At 71.5% G+C, this 16,478-nt stretch carries 13 protein-coding genes and 1 pseudogene; 6 read left to right on the top strand and 8 right to left on the bottom strand.

Annotated elements, in window-relative coordinates; translation table 11 throughout:
• Positions 1–4: 4 nt before the first annotated feature.
• Positions 5–529 (top strand): annotated as a pseudogene (locus tag ACFVYR_RS04235) (hypothetical protein); the annotation flags it as partial.
• Between the two features lie 126 nt (positions 530–655).
• Here the strand turns inward: ACFVYR_RS04235 and ACFVYR_RS04230 are convergent.
• The gene (locus tag ACFVYR_RS04230; protein WP_384248314.1) at positions 656–1,465 is read right to left on the bottom strand and encodes an SDR family oxidoreductase; all 810 of its coding nucleotides are present in this window, start codon (positions 1,463–1,465) and stop codon (positions 656–658) included.
• A 323-nt stretch (positions 1,466–1,788) separates the two neighbouring features.
• Between ACFVYR_RS04230 and ACFVYR_RS04225 the strand changes: the two genes are divergently transcribed.
• Complete coding sequence (locus tag ACFVYR_RS04225) at positions 1,789–2,295, top strand: carboxymuconolactone decarboxylase family protein (RefSeq protein ID WP_384248312.1); 507 nt, start codon at positions 1,789–1,791, stop codon at positions 2,293–2,295.
• A 348-nt stretch (positions 2,296–2,643) separates the two neighbouring features.
• Here the strand turns inward: ACFVYR_RS04225 and ACFVYR_RS04220 are convergent, their stop codons facing one another.
• Positions 2,644–3,450 (bottom strand): response regulator transcription factor, encoded by an 807-nt coding sequence (locus ACFVYR_RS04220; protein ID WP_384248691.1) that lies wholly within the window; start codon positions 3,448–3,450, stop codon positions 2,644–2,646.
• Between the two features lie 189 nt (positions 3,451–3,639).
• Here ACFVYR_RS04220 and ACFVYR_RS04215 point away from each other — a divergent pair, with 189 nt between their 5' ends.
• Together ACFVYR_RS04215 and ACFVYR_RS04210 are read left to right on the top strand one after the other, a co-directional pair.
• Positions 3,640–5,340: an AMP-binding protein gene (locus tag ACFVYR_RS04215; RefSeq protein ID WP_384248689.1), complete on the top strand. Its 1,701-nt coding sequence runs from the start codon at positions 3,640–3,642 to the stop codon at positions 5,338–5,340.
• A complete protein-coding gene (locus tag ACFVYR_RS04210; RefSeq protein ID WP_384248311.1) occupies positions 5,337–6,944 on the top strand; it encodes an AMP-binding protein in 1,608 nt (535 codons plus the stop codon). The genes ACFVYR_RS04215 and ACFVYR_RS04210 overlap by 4 nt, the downstream gene beginning before the upstream one ends.
• Here ACFVYR_RS04210 and ACFVYR_RS04205 read toward each other — a convergent pair.
• A complete protein-coding gene (locus ACFVYR_RS04205) occupies positions 6,922–7,599 on the bottom strand; it encodes a GNAT family N-acetyltransferase (protein WP_384248309.1) in 678 nt (225 codons plus the stop codon). The genes ACFVYR_RS04210 and ACFVYR_RS04205 overlap by 23 nt on opposite strands.
• A 191-nt stretch (positions 7,600–7,790) precedes the next feature.
• Between ACFVYR_RS04205 and ACFVYR_RS04200 the strand changes: the two genes are divergently transcribed.
• A complete protein-coding gene (locus ACFVYR_RS04200; protein WP_384248686.1) occupies positions 7,791–9,011 on the top strand; it encodes an MFS transporter in 1,221 nt (406 codons plus the stop codon).
• Here ACFVYR_RS04200 and ACFVYR_RS04195 read toward each other — a convergent pair.
• Complete coding sequence (locus tag ACFVYR_RS04195; protein WP_384248308.1) at positions 8,971–9,810, bottom strand: hypothetical protein; 840 nt, start codon at positions 9,808–9,810, stop codon at positions 8,971–8,973. The genes ACFVYR_RS04200 and ACFVYR_RS04195 overlap by 41 nt on opposite strands.
• Before the next feature lie 315 nt (positions 9,811–10,125).
• Here ACFVYR_RS04195 and gcl point away from each other — a divergent pair, with 315 nt between their 5' ends.
• Positions 10,126–11,904 carry a glyoxylate carboligase gene (gene gcl, locus ACFVYR_RS04190; RefSeq protein WP_384248684.1) on the top strand — a complete coding sequence of 593 codons (1,779 nt, stop codon included), beginning with the start codon at positions 10,126–10,128 and terminating at the stop codon, positions 11,902–11,904.
• 76 nt (positions 11,905–11,980) lie between these two features.
• Here gcl and ACFVYR_RS04185 read toward each other — a convergent pair whose 3' ends face one another.
• From ACFVYR_RS04185 to ACFVYR_RS04170, 4 genes are all read right to left on the bottom strand, one after another.
• Complete coding sequence (locus ACFVYR_RS04185) at positions 11,981–12,394, bottom strand: hypothetical protein (RefSeq protein ID WP_384248307.1); 414 nt, start codon at positions 12,392–12,394, stop codon at positions 11,981–11,983.
• Positions 12,395–12,983: 589 nt separating this feature from the next.
• Positions 12,984–14,441 (bottom strand): catalase, encoded by a 1,458-nt coding sequence (locus tag ACFVYR_RS04180; protein ID WP_384248305.1) that lies wholly within the window; start codon positions 14,439–14,441, stop codon positions 12,984–12,986.
• 246 nt (positions 14,442–14,687) lie between these two features.
• Positions 14,688–15,578: a 2-hydroxy-3-oxopropionate reductase gene (locus tag ACFVYR_RS04175; RefSeq protein WP_384248304.1), complete on the bottom strand. Its 891-nt coding sequence runs from the start codon at positions 15,576–15,578 to the stop codon at positions 14,688–14,690.
• A 44-nt stretch (positions 15,579–15,622) separates the two neighbouring features.
• The gene (locus ACFVYR_RS04170) at positions 15,623–16,462 is read right to left on the bottom strand and encodes a TIM barrel protein (RefSeq protein WP_384248303.1); all 840 of its coding nucleotides are present in this window, start codon (positions 16,460–16,462) and stop codon (positions 15,623–15,625) included.
• Positions 16,463–16,478: the final 16 nt, after the last annotated feature.

Here is a 16,478-nt window from a genome sequence, read left to right as displayed (position 1 = left end):
ACGCCCCGGCCCCGGTGCCGAGCCGACCACCGCCGACCGCGCCTGGCTGGCGGTGGCCTGCCGGCTCGCGACCGAGTGCCCGCCCTCGCGCACGGAGCTCTCCGGTGGCGTGGTCGTCCTCGCCGACGACGGCACCGAGCTCGCCCGTGGCCGCGCGCGCGAGCACGGACCCGATGAGCACGCAGCCGAAGCCGCCCTCGCGCGGCTCGCCCCCGACGACCCGCGACTGCCCACCGCCACGCTCTACAGCTCGGCCGGACCGTGTGCCGAGCGTGCCTCGGGGGCGCCTCCGTGTGCGGAGCTGATCCGGAAGGCCGGAATCCGTCGGGTGGTCACCGGCTGGCGGGAGCCCTACGCGGACGGGACCGCTGCGGGGCAAGCCGACGCAAAGGGGGCCGCTGCGGAGGAAGGCACTGCGGGCCAGGCCGACGCCGACGGGGCCGAGCGGCTCGAAGCCGTCGGCGTCACCGTCATCGAACTGCCCGAGTACGCCGACGCCGCCAAGGCCCCGAACCGGCACCTGTTCTGAAGCGGCGGCCTTGCAACCGGCCTCGCAACCGGCCTCGAAACCGGGTGCACGTCCGGCCTCGCGGTCCGGCCCCGCGACCTCCCCGTACCGCCGCCCCGCCCCCCGCCCCGCGCCCCGCCCCCGCCCTCAACCCACCCGCTCCGACAAGAACGCCTCCCACGTGCGCGTGCCCGTGACGCCCGCCGTGGCGAGGTTCTCCCCGGCGCGGTACGCGCGGCCGACCTTTCCCGGCACGCGCACCGGTACGAGGGGGCGCCGCCTGCCGGTCGACTCGACATATCCGCGAACCAGGTCGCCCAGCCCGTACACCTCCGGGCCCGAAAGGTCGGGGACCAGGCCCGCCGGGGCGCTCAGTGCCAGCTCCACCAGGCGGGCCGCCACGTCGCGGGCGTCCACCGGCTGCCAGCGCATCCCGCCCGGTGCGGGGACGACGGGCAGCTTCCCCATCTTCTGCGCCACCGTCAGGGCCAAGTCGTGGAACTGGGCCGCCCGCAGCGTCGTCCAGGGGATGCCCGACTCGGCCACGGCCCGCTCCGCGCCCAGTTTCGCGCGGAAGTAGGCCAGCGGGATGCGGTCCGCGCCGATCACCGAGATGTACACGAGGTGCCGCACACCGGCCGTGCGCGCGGCCCGCACCAGGCTTCTCGTCGCCTCGTCGTCGCCCTTGGGGCCGCCCGCGAGGTGCAGCACCGTCTCCACTCCCGCCAGCGCGGCGGCCAGGCTGGTACCGGCGCCCGTACCCGCACCCTCACCGGAGTCCGCCCGGCCCTCGCCCTGGAGCAGGTCGCCGACGTGGTACTCGATGCCGGGCTCGGCCGCACGGCTGTGCCGGGTCAGGATGCGGACCTCGTGGCCCGCCTCCCGCAGGAGCGGTACGACGTGGCCGCCGAGCGTGCCGGTGCCGCCGGTGACCAGGATGGGGGCTGATGTCTTCAACGTTCTCTCCCGACGTTCGACCACAGGTCCGCCCGGCTTCGCTTCTCGCGCCGCCGAGCGGGTTTTCGTCGGCCGAAGGCGCTCCCCCTGCGGGCGGCTCCCCCTGCGGGCGGTGCGCGCTGTCGGCCCACTGCGATGACGCGCGGCCCCGCCGAAGTGTGACAGGGGCGGGCGGCCGGGGTTCGGCGGGCGAGTCGTCGAAACGATTTCTCGCTCACCTGTCACATCTCCGCGGCGGGCTCCGTCAGGGAAGTGACGTCGACGCCGGAGCGGCGACGGCGTCGGAATGACGACAGAGGCAAGACTTCGAGGAGTTGTTGACCATGAACGCACGTTCTCTCACCGCAGAGGTTCCGATGGTTCCGCGGATGTCCGAGGACCCCGCCCAGCTCGTTCCCGAGCTGGCCGATGTGTCGGCGGCGTTGTTCCGGGTCACCGGCAACGGTTCGGTGCCGCGTTCCACGATCAGTCTGGTGCAGCTGCGTGCGGGCCAGATCGTCGGCAGCACCTATCTGACCGTTCTGCACACCGGGTTCCTGCGCAAGGGCGGGGAGTCGGAGGAGCGGATCACGTCGGTGGTGTCGTGGCAGGACTCGCCCTACTTCACCGGTGCCGAGCGGGCCGCGCTGGCCCTCGTGGACGCGGTTCTCCAGCCGTCCGCGGACGGTGAGCGGGTCTCCGACGCGCTGTACGCCGAGGTCGCGGAGCACTATGACGAAAAGGCGCTGGCCACCCTGATGTTCGCGATCGGCCAGGTCAACTTCTTCATCGCCGTGGCACTCGTCGCCAAGCCGGTGCCGGGCCGCTCCTTCAGCGACCCCTGGAAGTGACACCGGCTCTCGGGACGGTTCGCTGCAGGACAGGCTCGCCATGATCGGGGCGGGCGTCGTGCGGCAGTGGACGGTCGTGTACGCCCGACACCGGCGCTGATCACAGGGAGTTCAGCCATGCCCATCGTCACCGTCCGATTCACGAGACGCCCACGGACAGCTGGGGCGTGGCGGGCAAACTGACCGCCGACAAGTAGACAGGTCCACGCGGCTCCCACGGGGGTGGGGCCATGCGGGCCGCGCACACCCGTCACACCGTCACATCCAGCACACCCGACGCGCCGGGCGGGGCTACAGCGCCCGAGACCCACCCCTGCACTGCTCACGGCAACCGCCTACCGCGACCGCCTACGGCAGCAGCCCCGCCCGCCGCGCCGCCACCACCGCCTCCAGGCGCGTGTGCGCGCCCAGTTTCCGCATCGCCGAGCGCAGATAGCCCTTCACCGTCTCCGGGCGCAGCCCGAGCCGTTCGGCCGCCGCCGCGTTCGTCACGCCCGCGGCCACGCAGGACAGGACGTCCACCTCGCGCGGCGCGAGCGACACGGGGCGGCCCCGGCCGCGGTCAGGGACCGTCGCCGCCGATTCCAGCCGGCCGCACACCGAGAGGAGCTCGGCCCGCAGCACCGGGTCGACGATGCGCGGGGCCAGGGCACGCAGCGCGCCGTGCGCCTCGCGGACCTGCTCCCACGCCCCCGGCCCCGCCACCGGCTCCCTGGCCGCCGCGAGGAGCGAGCGCACTTCGTCGCGTACGACGAGAGCCTGCTCCACGTCCCTGGCCGCCGACACCGCGGCCGACAGCGTCCGGTCGCCGAGCGGCTGGGCCGCGCGCAGCGCACCGTAGAGCACTCCGCGCACCTGGCGCCGCACCACCACGGGCACCGCGAGCACCGACCTGAGCCCCTCGGCGGCGACCGCCGCGTCGTACTCGTGGCTGATGTGCCGCGACACGTGGTAGTCGGTGACCGCGCAGGGCCGTGACAGGGCGACCGCCTTGCCGCCGAGGCCGTTGCCCGAGGAGATGGCGAGGCCGTTCAGGGCGCGCGTCACCGTGCCGCTCAGCTCGCCGATCCGCACCTGGCGCGCCCCTTCGAGGAGGCCGCCGAACGCCACCGGCAGCCCCGTGCCGCGCCGCAGCCGCAGCAGAGCGGCCCGCATCTCCACCGCCTCGCCGCCGTCAGCCGCCACGCGTTCGCCCCTTCACCTCGCGACACCCCCGTCCGGGGGTAGTGAGACCCGCATCACGAATTACACGATGTTACGTAGCGTCCGGCAATGAGTACGGCGGCAGGAATGGCCGGAGCGGCCGGCGCGGGACCGCGTAATCGAGTAGGGGTGCACATGACGATGACCGGGGCGAGCGCCACGGAGCAGTTCCGTACCGCACGGGACTTCCTCCTGCGGCATAGAGAGGACTACGCGACCGCGTACGAAGGCTTCGCCTGGCCGCGGCCCGAGCGGTTCAACTGGGCGCTCGACTGGTTCGACGTCATCGCCGACGGCAACGGACGGACCGCGCTGCACATCGTGGAGGAGGACGGCCGGGAGGGCCGGTTCTCCTTCGCCCGGCTCTCCGCCCGCTCGAACCGGGTCGCCAACTGGCTGCGCGGGCACGGCGTCCGCGCCGGTGACCGCGTCGTCGTCATGCTCGGCAACCAGGTCGAGCTGTGGGAGATCGCGCTCGCCGCGATGAAGCTGCGCGCCGTCGTCATCCCGGCGACGCCGCTGCTCGGCCCCGCCGACCTGCGGGACCGCATCGAGCGGGGCCGCGCCCGGCATGTGGTCGTGCGCCCCGAGGACACCGCGAAGTTCGACGACGTACCCGGCGACTACACGCGGATCGTCGTGGGCGGGGAGCAGGGGGAGGGCCTGGCCCCCTCCGGCGCGGGCTGGCTCTCGTACGCCGGTGCCGACGACGCCCCCGACGTCTTCGAGCCCGACCGGATCACCCTCGCCGACGACCCGCTGATGCTCTACTTCACCTCGGGCACCACCGCACGCCCGAAGCTCGTCGAGCACACCCACGTCTCCTACCCCGTCGGCCACTTGGCGACGATGTACTGGATCGGCCTCAAGCCCGGCGACGTCCATCTGAACATCTCCTCGCCGGGATGGGCCAAGCACGCCTGGTCCAACCTCTTCGCGCCGTGGAACGCCGAGGCCACCGTCTTCATCCACAACTACGCCCGCTTCGACGCCGGGCGGCTGATGGCGGAGATGGACCGGGCGGGTGTCACCTCCTTCTGCGCGCCGCCCACCGTGTGGCGCATGCTCATCCAGGCCGACCTGACCCAGCTGCGCACCCCGCCGCGCGAGGTCGTCGCCGCGGGGGAGCCGCTCAACCCCGAGGTCATCGAGCAGGTGCGGCGCGACTGGGGCGTCACCATCCGCGACGGCTTCGGGCAGACCGAGACGGCCGTGCAGGTCGCCAACTCGCCGGGCCAGCAGTTGAAGCCGGGCTCCATGGGCCGTCCGACCCCCGGCTTCACCGTCGTACTCCTGGACCCGGTGACCGGTGAGCCGGGCGCGGCCGAGGGGGAGATCGCCCTCGACCTGGGAACCGATCCCGTCGGCCTGATGGCCGGCTACCACGGCGATCCCGAGCGCACCGCGGAGGCGATGGCGGGCGGCTACTACCGCACCGGCGACATCGGCTCGCGCGACGCCGACGGCTACATCACCTACGTCGGACGGTCCGACGACGTCTTCAAGGCGTCCGACTACAAGATCTCGCCGTTCGAGCTGGAGAGCGCGCTTTTGGAGCACGAGGCGGTGGCCGAGGCGGCCGTCGTGCCCGCGCCCGACCCGGTGCGGCTCGCCGTCCCCAAGGCGTACGTCGTGCTCGCCGAGGGCTTCGAACCGGGCCCGGACACCGCGAAGTCGCTCTTCGAGCACTCCCGCGCGGTGCTCGCCCCGTACAAGCGGCTGCGCCGTCTGGAGTTCGGCGCGCTGCCCAAGACCGTGTCCGGCAAGATCCGCCGCGTGGAGCTGCGCGAGGCGACCGCGGCGGGCTCCGACGCGGAGTACCGCGAGGAGGACTTCCGGTGACAGAGCTCTCGTACGCGCACGGGACCAGCGGGACCCCGCTCCTCGGCGACACCATCGGGCAGAACCTGGACCGGGCCGTCGAGGCCTGGCCGGAGCGGGACGCGCTCGTCGACGTCGCCGCGGGCACGCGCTGGACGTACGCCGAATTCGGCGCCGCGGTGGCGCAGTTGGCGCGCGGGTTCCTCGGGGCGGGCGTGGCCAAGGGGGACCGCGTCGGGATCTGGGCGGTGAACTGCGCGGAGTGGGTGCTCGTGCAGTACGCCACCGCGCGCATCGGCGCCATCATGGTGAACATCAACCCGGCCTACAGAACCCACGAGTTGGAGTTCGTCCTCAACCAGGCGGGCGTCTGCGTCCTCATCGCCTCGCAGGCCCACAAGAGCAGTGACTACCGCGCGCTGGTCGACGAGGTTCGACCCCGCTGTACCGGGCTGCGCGCCGTCCACTACATCGGGGACGGCTCGTGGGACGCGCTCCTGGCCGCCGCCGATGCGGTCGACCCCGGCGAACTCGCTGCCCAGGAGGCGCTGTTGAGCTGCGACGACCCGGTGAACATCCAGTACACCTCGGGCACCACGGGCTTCCCCAAGGGCGCCACCCTCTCCCACCACAACATCCTCAACAACGGCTACTGGGTGGGCCGTACGGTCGGCTACACCGAGCAGGACCGGATCTGTCTGCCCGTGCCCTTCTACCACTGCTTCGGCATGGTGATGGGCAACCTCGGCGCCACCACGCACGGCGCGTGCATCGTCATTCCCGCGCCGTCCTTCGACCCCGTCGCCACGTTGCACGCCGTCGAACGGGAGCGCTGCACCTCGCTGTACGGCGTACCGACGATGTTCATCGCGGAGCTGAACCTCGCCGACTTCGCGACGTACGACCTGAGTTCGCTGCGCACCGGCATCATGGCGGGCTCGCCCTGCCCCGTCGAGGTGATGAAGCGAGTGGTCGCCGAGATGCACATGGAGGAGGTGTCCATCTGCTACGGCATGACCGAGACCTCGCCCGTCTCCACCCAGACGCGCCGCACCGACGACCTGGAGCGCCGCACGGGCACGGTCGGCCGCGTCCTGCCGCACATCGAGGTGAAGATCGTCGACCCGGCGACCGGGGTGACGCTGCCGCGCGGTGCGCCCGGCGAGCTGTGCACCCGCGGCTACAGCGTGATGGTCGGCTACTGGGACGAGCCCGAACGGACCCGCGAGGTCATCGACGCCGGGCGCTGGATGCACACCGGGGACCTCGCGGTGATGCGGGAGGACGGCTACGTCCAGATCGTCGGCCGCATCAAGGACATGATCATCAGGGGCGGCGAGAACATCTACCCCCGGGAGATCGAGGAGTTCCTGTACGGCCACCCGAAGATCGCCGACGTCCAGGTGGTGGGTGTCCCGCACGAGCGGTACGGAGAGGTGCCGCTCGCCTGCGTGATCCTGCGGGACCCCGGCGAGGGGCTGACGCTCGAAGAGCTCCAGGCCTACTGCGAGGGGCAGTTGGCCCATTACAAGGTCCCGGCCGGGCTGCGGCTCCTGGATTCCTTCCCGATGACGGTCTCCGGCAAGGTGCGCAAGATCGAGCTCAGGGAGCGGTACGGGGAGTGAGGTCCTGTCTTTGAACCCCAGTCGTCCCCGTGAGGTCGCGGCGCATGCAGAGGCGGGGCCACCGGTCGAGGCCGAGCTCCGCCTCGTGCGCGCGGACCGTGCGCAGGGCAGGGGAGAGATCGGCGTCCGCGAGCGGGGTGAAGCCGATGCGGGCGTAGTACGGGGCGTTCCACGGGACGTCGGCGAAAGTGGTCAGCGTCAGCGCGGTCGCGCCCCGCGCGCGGGCCTGCACGGCGGCGTGCTCGATGAGGGCGCGGCCGACGCCGCGGCGGGCGGCGCGGGGGTACACGGAGACCTGCTCGATGTGGAAGGCGGTGGGGCCGGTACGGGTACGGGTGGTACCGGGGTCGGTACCACCCGTACCGGTACCGGCGTCGGTGCCTGCCGCCGCGGTGGTGTCTTCGAGCGGCTCACCGATCAGGTACGCGACCGGGGCGTCGTCCGCGATTCCCGCGTCAGCCGCGTCCCCCGCCTCTTCCACGTCGACGGCGACCCACGCTCCGCCCGCGCGGCGGAAGCGGTCCAACTCCTCGACGGTGGGCGGCTCGTCGTCCGCGATCGCCGCCATGCCGAGGGCGCGGAAGGGTTCACCCGCGGCCCGCTCGATGTCCTGGAGCGCGGGCAGGTCGGCTGCGGTGACGGGGCGGATGCGCATGGGGCGAGTATGCCGTGGCCAAAACCGGTTGTGTGGCCGGGGGCCGACCGGCGATCGTGGGCCGGTCCGTCAGCCGATCCCGTGAGGTGAGTGTGCAGTTGCCGAAGACCGGCGAGCCCGAGAGATCGGGTACGGGGACAGAGGCGGGGGCGACGGGGGCGAAGGTCCGCCCGCCCGGTCTCAGCCGCGGCATGGTGCTGCTCCTCGCCGTCACCTGTGGCGTCGCCGTCGGCAACGTCTACTTCCCGCAGGCCGTCAGCCCCTTGGTCGCCGACGGTCTGCACGTCTCGGCCGACACGGCGGCGCTCGTCGTGACGGCCACCCAGTTCGGCTACGCGGGTGGCATCTTCCTGCTCGTGCCGCTCGGTGACCGCATCCCGTACCGGACGCTCATCGTCACGCTTCTCGCGCTCACCGGGCTCGGCCTGCTCGGCGCCGGTGCCGCGCCGGGGCTCCCGCCGCTGCTCGTCGCGAGCGTCCTCGTCGGTGTCACCACCGTCGTCGCCCAGGTCATCGCGCCCACCGCGGCAGGCCTCGTCCCCGAGGAACGCCGCGGCGCCGTCGCGGGCACCCTGCTGAGCGGTTCGATCGGCGGCATGCTGCTCTCGCGCGTCTTCGGCGGCGCGGTGGGGGAGTGGCTGGGCTGGCGGGCCCCGTACCTGATGACGTCGGCCGTCACCCTGATCATCGCGTGTGTCCTCGTCCGCGCGCTGCCGAGGTCGACCGCGCCGTCCCGGCAGAGCTACCCCGCACTCCTCGCCGAGTCCCTCCGCCTGCTGCGCACCGAACCGGACCTGCGTCGCTCCGGCTTCTACCAGGCGATGATCTTCGGCGGGTTCTCCGCGCTGTGGACCGGTGTCGCGCTGCTCCTTACCGGTCCCGAGTACGGGATGGGCGCGTCGGCGGTCGGCATGCTGGCCCTGGTCAACGCGGCGACCATGATCTGTACGCCGGTGGCGGGGCGGCAGGTGGACCGGCGGGGATCCGACGCGGTCAATCTGGTCTGCATGGTCGCCGTCCTGGTGGCGTCCGCCGTCCTCTTCGCCGGCGGGCTCGGCGGAGCGGTGGGGCTCGCGGCGCTCGCGGTGGGATCGCTGCTGCTCGACGTGGCGATGCAGTCCGGCACGGTCGCCAACCAGGTACGGATCTTCGGCCTCAGCGACGAGGCGCGCGCCCGGCTCAACACGGCCTACATGACCTGCGCCTACCTGGGCGGAAGCGTCGGCTCCTGGCTCTCGGTACGGGCGTACGGCGCCTTCGGCTGGCCGGGGGTGTGCGGGCTCGTCGCACTGATGACCGCGCTGGCGCTCGCCCGGCACCTGGCGCATCTGCGGGGCGCGGGCCGGGCTCCCCGCACGCCCCGGACCCCGCTCACGCCCCGGAGGCGAACAGCTCGTCCGCGGGGGCGTTGACCGGCTGGGGCGTGCCGGTCGCGTCCAGGGTGAACAGGGGTACGCCGAGGGCGTCCGCGCGGATGCGGGCCCCGGCCGTGTACCCGGACAGGGAGAAGCAGACGCAGGTGACGGGGGTGTCGTCGGCCTCGGTCATGGCGGTCAGCCACAGGCACTCGATGTCCCGCAGGGTGGTGGGCCGCGAGGCGGGGTCGACCTGCGCCAGCAGTCCGCGCGCGGCGATCCGGGCCCCCGAGGGCGGGCGCCGGGCGGCGCTGCGCGTGTTCAGGTAGCCGAGCCACCGCAGGTACAGGGCGGCCACGGTCACGGCGTCGCGGCCGTCGCGGATCGCCATGGGGCGGAAGGCGGGCCGCGGGCGCGGGGCGGTGCGGGGGAGCGGGATGTGCGAGGGGAGGGCGGGGCCCTCCTCGACGGGTCCCGCTCCGTCTGACCCACCCGCTCCGTCTGACCCGCCCGTTCCGTCTGACCCACCCGCTCCGTCGAGCCCGCCCCTTCCGTCGAGCCCGCCCCTTCCGTCCACCCCCTCCCCGCCGAGTACCACGGCCACCCGCAGCACCGCTCCGCAGGCGCAGTCCAGCTCCGGCCGGGGCCACTCGCTCCGGCGGCCGCAGGCCCCGCACCGCACCGCCACCCACTCCTCCGCCCACGTGCGGTCGGTGACCGGCTCCGCCGTCGCGCCGCGCGCCACGGGAGGCGTCACGAGGGCGCCGCACACGCAGGGGTAGGCCGGGGGCGCGTACAGCTGCTCGCGCCGGCAGCCGGGGCACCGTATCGGCACGCCACTGTCCGTCACCGTCATCACCACCGCCTGCCGTAGCCGACCCGCCGTGTCCCGCCGCCCTCATCCTCCACCCAAGCGGTGGCGGCCCGCCGCAAGTTGCGGCAACGGGTGAAGCGACGGGCGCCGTAGGCGCGTAGCGACGGGCGAATCACCGGATCTCTCTTGACGCTCTCGGGCGCACCCGCTTACATTGCTTCCATATAGCAGAACTAAATTTCCACAATGCGGAAACAGGAGCTCACCGCAGGGCGCGACGGGAGCCGGATCCGCCAGCCGAATCCGGCAGCCGAAGAGCTGTCGAAGCTGTCGAAGCAGGAGAACCCCATGGCTCGTATGACCGCTGCACGCGCGGCAGTTGAGATCCTCAAGCGCGAAGGCGTCGTCAACGCGTTCGGTGTGCCGGGCGCCGCGATCAATCCCTTCTACAAGGCGCTCAAGGAGGGCGGTGGCATCGACCACACCCTCGCCCGTCACGTCGAGGGCGCCTCGCACATGGCCGAGGGCTACACCCGGGCCAACCCGGGCAACATCGGTGTCTGCATCGGTACGTCGGGCCCGGCGGGCACCGACATGATCACCGGCCTGTACTCCGCGACCGGTGACTCGATCCCGATCCTCTGCATCACCGGCCAGGCGCCGACGCACCTCCTGCACAAGGAGGACTTCCAGGCCGTCGACATCGCGACGATCGCCAAGCCGGTCACGAAGATGGCCGTCACGGTCCTGGAGGCCGCGCAGGTCCCCGGCGTCTTCCAGCAGGCGTTCCACCTGATGCGCTCGGGCCGTCCGGGCCCGGTCCTCATCGACCTGCCGATCGACGTCCAGCAGACCGAGATCGAGTTCGACCCGGAGACGTACGAGCCGCTGCCGGTCTACAAGCCGACCGCGACCCGCGCCCAGATCGAGAAGGCGATCCGCTTCCTGGTCGAGTCCGAGCGCCCGCTGATCGTCGCGGGCGGCGGCATCATCAACGCCGACGCGTCCGACCTCCTGGTCGAGTTCGCCGAGCTCACCAACACCCCTGTCGTGCCGACCCTGATGGGCTGGGGCACCATCCCCGACGACCACGACCTGAACGCGGGCATGGTCGGCCAGCAGACCGGCCACCGCTACGGCAACGCGACGTTCCTGGAGTCGGACTTCGTCCTCGGCATCGGCAACCGCTGGGCCAACCGCCACACCGGGTACGCGCTGGACGTGTACACCGAGGGCCGCACGTTCGTGCACGTCGACATCGAGCCGACCCAGATCGGCAAGATCTTCGCCCCGGACTACGGGATCGCCTCCGACGCCAAGGCCGCCCTCGAACTCTTCGTCGAGGTCGCCAAGGAGCTGAAGGCGGCCGGCAAGCTGCCCGACCGCTCCGCGTGGGTCGCCTCGCACCTGGAGCGCAAGGAGACCCTCCAGCGCCGCACGCACTTCGACAACATCCCCATGAAGCCGCAGCGCGTCTACGAGGAGATGAACAAGGCCTTCGGCAAGGACACGCGCTACGTCACGACGATCGGCCTCTCGCAGATCGCGGGCGCGCAGATGCTGCACGTCTACAAGCCCCGCCACTGGATCAACTGCGGCCAGGCGGGCCCGCTCGGCTGGACCATCCCGGCCGCGCTCGGCGTCGCGAAGGCCGACCCGGACACGCAGGTCGTCGCCCTCTCCGGGGACTACGACTTCCAGTTCATGATCGAGGAGCTGGCGGTCGGCGCGCAGCACCGCATCCCGTACGTCCACGTCCTGGTGAACAACGCCTACTTGGGCCTGATCCGCCAGGCGCAGATCGGCCTGGACATCAACTTCCAGGTCAACCTGGAGTTCGAGAACCAGAACAGCCCCGAGCTCGGCGTCTACGGCGTCGACCACGTCAAGGTCGCCGAGGGCCTGGGCTGCAAGGCGATCCGCGTCACCGACCCGAACGAGCTGGCGGCCGCCTTCGAGCAGGCCAAGAAGCTCGCCCAGGAGCACCAGGTGCCGGTCGTCGTCGAGGCGATCCTGGAGCGCATCACGAACATCGCGATGAGCCCCACGGCCGACATCAGCGCGGTCAAGGAGTTCGAGGAACTCGCCACGGAGCCGGGCCACGCGCCCACGGCGATCCGCCCGCTGAAGGTCTGACACCGGCCTGCCCACCGACTGGGGCGGCCCACCCGTGGGGGGTGGGCCGCCCCTTCGGCGTGCGCTCAGGCGGTCATCAGGCCGCGACCTTTCCGGAGGAGGTGTACGTGTCGTCGAAGACGAGTTGGTACTTGGCGCCGTCCCGGACGTCCGTGGCGATGACCGTCCACCGGCCCGCGCGTGCCAGCGTCGTCCTGTTCTGGCAGACGCCGCCGGACCAGCAGATCTTGACCCGGCGGTTCACGTTGCTCTTGACGTTGATGTCGCCACAGTTCGTGGTGGCCCGGGCATAGCTGGACGGGCCGGGCCAGTAGGAGACGATCCCGTACGGGTTCGTCGTGTAGGAGCGGGCGCTGCCGTAGCAGGACTGCGCCGTGTAGTCCCCCTTGGCGGCGGTCGTGTCCGACGGGGCGGCGGTCGCGGCGGCGGTCGCACCGCCGAGAAGACCGGCCGCGAGAGCCAGTGGGACGAGGCGTGAATGGGTGCGCATGCTGGTTTCCCCCTGATGGCTGAGCGGCCGCGGTGGTCGGCCGTGGCGGCGTGGTTCGAGCCGTGCGTGCGGCTCGCACCAGAACGTAGAGGGCGGGTGCGGTCGCGCGCGTCAAACCGAGGGTGGAGTCGGGGTAAACCCGTGCGGTAGGGGGAGTGGGTGCGCGCGTACGCCAAAGAGCGGCGAGTACGGGGACCGTCCCGTGCTCGCCGCTCCGGCTCTGCTGCCCTGGGGGCCGCGAAAGGGCCTGTAGGGCTGTGGAGTTGTGGGGGCTGTGGAGTTGTGACCGCCCGACCGCGCGCGACTGGCGGAACATGCATACGCGCTGCCGGGCGGAGTCTGTGGGCCCCGAAGGGGGCGTCGGCCGGGACCGCGGCGGCTGCGATTGGACCGGGGGTTTCCTCCCCTCAGGTCGAGAAGGAAGCCGTCGGACCTTGACCACCGCACTGGCTCGCAGAGCCGCCGCGGACCGTGCCTGCCCGGCCGCGTCACGTACCACCCCTCATCCGGGTCCGTGACATCGGCTCGGGCTCAGCGCCGGTGAGTCGACCTCCCGTCAACTCACCGGCGCAGCCTGGGAGTTACTCGCTCAGTCCTCGCGCAGGGCGCGGACGGCCTCCTCGACGCGCTTGCCGTAGTCGGCGTCGGCGGCGTGGAAGTGGGCGAGGTTCTTCTCGATGACGTCGTCGCGGGAGACCTGGGACAGGCCGCCGGCGATGTTCGCCACCAGGCGCGACTTCTCGTCCTCGGACATCAGGCGGTACAGCTCGCCCGCCTGGTAGAAGTCGTCGTCCTTGGTGTGGGTCGCGGCCGCGTGCGTGCCGGTGTAGCCGGCGACCGCGAGCGGCGCGGACAGCGGCCGGCCGGTCTCGGCGGGGCCGTCGTACGAGTTGGGCTCGTAGTTCTTGCGGTCGCGGCCGTAGGCGTTGGACGCCATCAGGCCGTCGCGGCCGTAGTTGTCGGCCTTGGTCGCCTTGGGGGCGTTGACCGCGAGCTGGGTGTGGTTGACGCCCAGGCGGTAGCGGTGCGCGTCCGCGTAGGCGAACAGGCGGCCCTGGAGCATCTTGTCGGGGGAGGGGCCGATGCCGGGAACGAAGTTGTTCGGGGAGAAGGCGGCCTGCTCGACCTCGGCGAAGACGTTGTCGGGGTTGCGGTCGAGGACCAGTCGGCCCACGCGCTGCAGCGGGTAGTCCGCGTGCGGCCACACCTTGGTGAGGTCGAACGGGTTGAAGCGGTAGTCCGCCGCGTCGGCCGCCGGCATGACCTGCACGTGCAGCGTCCAGGACGGGTTCACGCCGCGCTCGATGGCCTGGAGCAGGTCCGTCTGGTGCGAGTTGGGGTCCTTGCCCGCGATCTCGGCGCCCTGCTCGGCGGAGAGGCAGCGGATGCCCTGGTTCGTCTTGAAGTGGTACTTGACGAAGAAGGCCTCGCCCTTGGCGTTCGTCCACTGGTAGGTGTGCGAGCCGTAGCCGTTCATGTGGCGGTACGAGGCGGGGATGCCGCGGTCGCCCATCAGCCAGGTGACCTGGTGCGTGGCCTCGGGGGCGTGCGCCCAGAAGTCCCATACGTTGTCCGGCTCCTGCTTGCCCGTGAAGGGGTCGCGCTTCTGGGAGTGGATGAAGTCGGGGAACTTCAGCGGGTCCTTGATGAAGAACACCGGGGTGTTGTTGCCGACGAGGTCGTAGTTGCCCTCTTCGGTGTAGAACTTCACCGCGAAGCCGCGCGGGTCACGGACGGCGTCCGCGCCGCCGAGGTTGTCGGCCACGGTCGAGAAGCGCAGGAAGACCTCGGTGCGCTTGCCGATCTCGCCGAGGAAGTCGGCGTGCGTGAAGCCGGTGACGTCGTCGGTCACCTCGAAGTAGCCGTACGCGCCGGAGCCACGGGCGTGCACGACGCGCTCCGGGATGCGCTCACGGTTGAAGCGGGCCAGCTTCTCCAGGAGGTGCTGGTCCTGGAGGAGGATCGGGCCACCGACGCCGGCGGTGGCGGAGTTCTGATTGTCGGCGACGGGGGCGCCGGACTCGGTCGTGAGCACACGCTTCGACATGGTGGCGGGGTTGACCTTCCGTACGGAACTGCTTCGACTGACGACGGTGTTCGGGAGCGTATGGAGCCCTGAGCAGCTACGTCAACAGTTTGTTGAAGTTTTTGAGTGGGTCTTGTTCACGGCATGGGGCGTGAGGATGAGGCGTGAGGCATGGCAGAGGGTTCCGGGCCGCGGCGACGCCTGGGCGCGACAGGACAGGTGTCAGCGCCACCGCGGCCCGGAAGTTCGTGGGAGAGCTCCGGGTGGTTAGAGCTCGGCGCCCGAGAGGCGCTCGACGGAGCGCAGCAGGGCGGAGTGGTCCAGGCCGCCGTCACCCTGCGCACGCAGCGAGGCGACGAGCTGGGCGACGACCGCGCCGACCGGCAGGGCGGCGCCGACGTTGCGGGCGGCGTCGGTGACGATGCCCATGTCCTTGTGGTGCAGGTCGATCCGGAAACCGGGCTTGAAGTCGCGGTTCAGGAAGTTGTCCTTCTTGCGGGTCAGCACGGTCGAGCCGGCGAGACCGCCGTTGAGGACGTCGAGCGCGGCCTTCAGGTCCACGCCGGACTTCTCCAGGAAGACCACGGCCTCGGCGCACGCCTGGATGTTGACGGCGACGATGAGCTGGTTGGCGGCCTTCACGGTCTGGCCCGAGCCGTGCGGACCGCACAGCACGATGGTCTTGCCCAGGGCGTCGAGGAGCGGCTTGGCCTCGTCGAAGTCGGCCTGCTCGCCGCCGACCATGATGGAGAGCACGGCCTCGATGGCACCGGCCTCGCCGCCGGACACCGGGGCGTCCAGGACGCGCAGGCCCTTCTCCTTGGCGGCCTTGGCCAGGTCCACGGAGGTCTGCGGGGTGATCGACGACATGTCGACGATCAGCGCGCCCGACCTCGCGTTCTCCAGGATGCCGTCAGGACCGTACGCGATGGCCTCGACCTGCGGGGACGCGGGCACCATGGTGACGATCACGTCGGCGTCCCTGACGGCTTCCGCGATCGACTTCGCGGCAGTGCCGCCGGCGGCCGAGAGCCGGTCCAGCTTGTCCTGCTCCAGGGTGTAGCCGGTGACGGAGTAACCCGCCTTGATCAGGTTCTCGGACATGGGGGAGCCCATGATGCCGAGGCCGATCCACGCGATCTTGGGAAGGTTGCTCATGAGGGTGCCTCTCTAACTGCTGTCGTACGTCGGGGTGTTGGCGCTCAGCGCGCGGCGCGGGCCTCGGCGGGCAGCCAGTCGAAGGCCTCGGCGCTCGGGCGGTCTCCGGCCTTGTACTCCAGGCCGACCCACCCGTCGTAACCCGCCTTCTTGAGCTGGTCGAGAAGGCCCTCGAGGGGGAGCGAGCCGGTGCCGGGGGCGCCGCGGCCGGGGTTGTCCGCGATCTGCACATGGCCGGTCCTGGCCGCGTACTGCTCGATGACCGCGGGGAGGTCCTCGCCGTTCATGGACAGGTGGTACAGGTCCATCAGGAACTTGGCGTTGCCGAGGCCGGTGGCCGCGTTCACCTTGTCCACGATCTCGATCGCCTTGGGGGCGCTCACGATCGGGCACTTGGGCGACTCGGGGGCGTTCAGCGCCTCGATCAGCAGGATCGCGCCGACGCGGTCGGCCTCGCGGGCCGCGAGCACCAGGTTCTCCAGGGCGAGTTCGTCCTGGACGGCCGGGTCCACGCCGTCGACGCGGTTGCCGTACAGCGCGTTCAGCGCCGTGCAGCCGAGGGACTTCGCGAAGTCCGCCGCCACCGCGAGGTTGGCGCGGAACTTCTCGCTCTCCTCGCCGGGGATCGACAGGGCGCCGCGGTCCGGGCCCGGCAGCTGCCCGGCGTAGAAGTTCAGGCCCACGAGCCGCACGCCCGCGTCCTCGATCGCCTTCTTCAGGGCGTCGAGCTCGGACTGCTCGGGGGTGGGGGCGTCGACCCAGGGCCACCACAGCTCGACCGCGCCGAAGCCCGCCTTCGCGGCGGCCGCGGGGCGCTCCAGGAGCGGGAGCTCGGTGAAGAGGATCGACAGGTTCACATTGAAGCGCTGGTCGGAGTATCCCATGGGGCTTCCGCGCTCC

The organism is Streptomyces sp. NPDC058284, from assembly GCF_042881135.1.
GTDB lineage: Bacteria > Actinomycetota > Actinomycetes > Streptomycetales > Streptomycetaceae > Streptomyces.
Note: the sequence above shows the minus strand (reverse complement) of the source record. Positions and strands in the feature narration are given on the sequence as shown.

Excerpts from the sequence above, each read along its gene's own strand:
- ACFVYR_RS04225 (WP_384248312.1), top strand. The coding sequence starts at position 1,789 with ATGAACGCACGTTCTCTCACCGCAGAGGTTCCGATGGTTCCGCGGATG.
- ACFVYR_RS04220 (WP_384248691.1), bottom strand. The coding sequence starts at position 3,450 with ATGCGGGCCGCTCTGCTGCGGCTGCGGCGCGGCACGGGGCTGCCGGTG.
- ACFVYR_RS04215 (WP_384248689.1), top strand. The coding sequence starts at position 3,640 with ATGACCGGGGCGAGCGCCACGGAGCAGTTCCGTACCGCACGGGACTTC.
- ACFVYR_RS04205 (WP_384248309.1), bottom strand. The coding sequence starts at position 7,599 with ATGCGCATCCGCCCCGTCACCGCAGCCGACCTGCCCGCGCTCCAGGAC.
- ACFVYR_RS04200 (WP_384248686.1), top strand. The coding sequence starts at position 7,791 with ATGGTGCTGCTCCTCGCCGTCACCTGTGGCGTCGCCGTCGGCAACGTC.
- ACFVYR_RS04195 (WP_384248308.1), bottom strand. The coding sequence starts at position 9,810 with ATGACGGTGACGGACAGTGGCGTGCCGATACGGTGCCCCGGCTGCCGG.
- gcl (WP_384248684.1), top strand. The coding sequence starts at position 10,126 with ATGACCGCTGCACGCGCGGCAGTTGAGATCCTCAAGCGCGAAGGCGTC.
- ACFVYR_RS04185 (WP_384248307.1), bottom strand. The coding sequence starts at position 12,394 with ATGCGCACCCATTCACGCCTCGTCCCACTGGCTCTCGCGGCCGGTCTT.
- ACFVYR_RS04180 (WP_384248305.1), bottom strand. The coding sequence starts at position 14,441 with ATGTCGAAGCGTGTGCTCACGACCGAGTCCGGCGCCCCCGTCGCCGAC.
- ACFVYR_RS04175 (WP_384248304.1), bottom strand. The coding sequence starts at position 15,578 with ATGAGCAACCTTCCCAAGATCGCGTGGATCGGCCTCGGCATCATGGGC.
- ACFVYR_RS04170 (WP_384248303.1), bottom strand. The coding sequence starts at position 16,462 with ATGGGATACTCCGACCAGCGCTTCAATGTGAACCTGTCGATCCTCTTC.